This window comes from Neisseria sp. P0009.S007, from assembly GCF_051962515.1.
The window spans coordinates 1-1,696 of record NZ_JBQCVF010000280.1 but is presented as its reverse complement, the minus strand read 5'-3'; the positions used below and the strand labels follow the sequence as shown (position 1 = coordinate 1,696).

3 protein-coding genes are annotated in these 1,696 nt (G+C 43.9%); all 3 read left to right on the top strand.

Annotation, left to right across the window (positions count from 1 at the left end):
• Positions 1-81: 81 nt before the first annotated feature.
• The 3 genes from ACTHS3_RS12450 (at position 82) to ACTHS3_RS12440 (ending at position 1,648) form a co-directional block, all read left to right on the top strand.
• Positions 82-747, top strand: coding sequence for a DUF2059 domain-containing protein (locus ACTHS3_RS12450; protein ID WP_070607694.1), 666 nt, complete (start codon positions 82-84; stop codon positions 745-747).
• Between the two features lie 48 nt (positions 748-795).
• Positions 796-1,371 (top strand): DUF2059 domain-containing protein, encoded by a 576-nt coding sequence (locus ACTHS3_RS12445; protein ID WP_070607690.1) that lies wholly within the window; start codon positions 796-798, stop codon positions 1,369-1,371.
• 94 nt (positions 1,372-1,465) lie between these two features.
• Positions 1,466-1,648, top strand: a complete 183-nt coding sequence (locus ACTHS3_RS12440) for a Trm112 family protein (protein WP_070607687.1) — start codon at positions 1,466-1,468, stop codon at positions 1,646-1,648.
• Positions 1,649-1,696: the final 48 nt, after the last annotated feature.

Here is a 1,696-nt window from a genome sequence, read left to right as displayed (position 1 = left end):
CGAAAGTTTCAATCTAAATGCTTATAGATGTTTCACAGATGTTTTAAAGATGATCTTCAAACTACGCGATAGGAGTAAATCATGAAGTTAAAATATTTGTTGGTCGCTTGCGCAGCTTTATTTGTATCCACTCAAAGCCTGGCTGCTAAACCAAGTGATGAATCTGCAATGAAATGGTTGGAGATTCAAGGGATAAGCAATAATTATAGCGAGAAAGTGCAACGTTCTTTGGAGATGGTGAATAAAGAGGACAATGAGCGCTTGTTAGCGATGACGCCCAAAGCTCAAAAAGCGCAGATGAAGGCGGTCATCAGCCATTATATGAAAAACATGCAAGACGATTTGAGCCGCCCTGAGTTGAAAAAGCAATGGTTGGATGAAGAAAAGCGTGCCGTACAGAAAGTATTTACACAAGAAGAAGTCGATGTGCTCAACCGCTTTTTCTCTTCCCCTCGTGGCAAGGGTATTTTGAGAAAAATCAATCATCTCAGACAGCATGGCGGAGATATTGATAATGTGCTGAGCCAAGCAGACGTGGACAGCATGGCAAAATTGTTTGGGCATGGGGTCGGTAAGTCTGCATTTGAAAAGATGGAACGTTTCGACAAATTGAATGATGAGATTGTTGAAAAGACAATGAGCAACAACTATATCAACGCAAGCAGGAAATATACGCCCGCTTTTGAGGCGCAAACGCGCGATATTTTGTGTAAGGGCAATAAACATTCTTCGGAATGTGCCAAATAATGTGCAGGTCGTCTGAAAATATTTATATTTATTAAGTAGGTAGAAAAAATGAAATTGAAAACTTTATTGTTGCCTTTTGCTGCTTTGGCCTTGTGTGCCAATGTGTTTGCCGCGCCGCCCAGTGATGCGTCGCTTGAGCGTCTGTTTGAAGTACAAAGGATGGACGCTCTGTTGGATCAGTCTTTCCAAAGGGTTGGAGGCATTATGCTCTCCAATCCTAATATACAGAATTTTTTGAAAGATGCGCCGGCGGACAAGCGTCCTCAGTTGGAGGCAGTCTTGAAAAATCATGCAAATCAAATAGCTGCCGAAATCAATACCCCGAAAGTGCGTGCCCAATTGCGTAAAGCAACTATGGACGGCATAAAAACAGTTCTTACTCAGGAAGAAGTCGATGCGTTGATTGGCTTTTACGGCACGGAGGTAGGTCAATCAATACTCGATAAAATGCCGCGCTATCTTGAGGCAACGATGAATCCTACAATGAACATCATTGCCGAAAAATACGAAAAATCAAATCAAAACGAAAAATTAGTCCGAGAAATCCAGCAGATTATGTGCAGCGGCAAAAATCCTGCCCCAGCCTGCTCAACGCAACCCCAAAAACCGGCACGGAAAAAATAATGCCGCTTGAGGTCGTCTGAAAACGAGCGAAGCAAGTTTCGCCAAAACGAGCGAAGCGAGCTTCGCTAAAACCATCAAACCCGAAAGAAACCCCATGGAAAAAAAATTCTTAGACATCCTCGTCTGCCCCGTTACCAAAGGCAGGCTGGAATATCATCAGGACAAACAGGAATTGTGGAGCCGTCAGGCGAAGCTGGCTTATCCGATTCGTGACGGCATCCCTTATATGTTGGAAAACGAAGCGCGCCCGTTGAGCGAAGAGGAACTGAAAGCATGACCGAATTTGTCGTATTGATTCCGGCGCGGTTGGATTCTTCACGTCTGC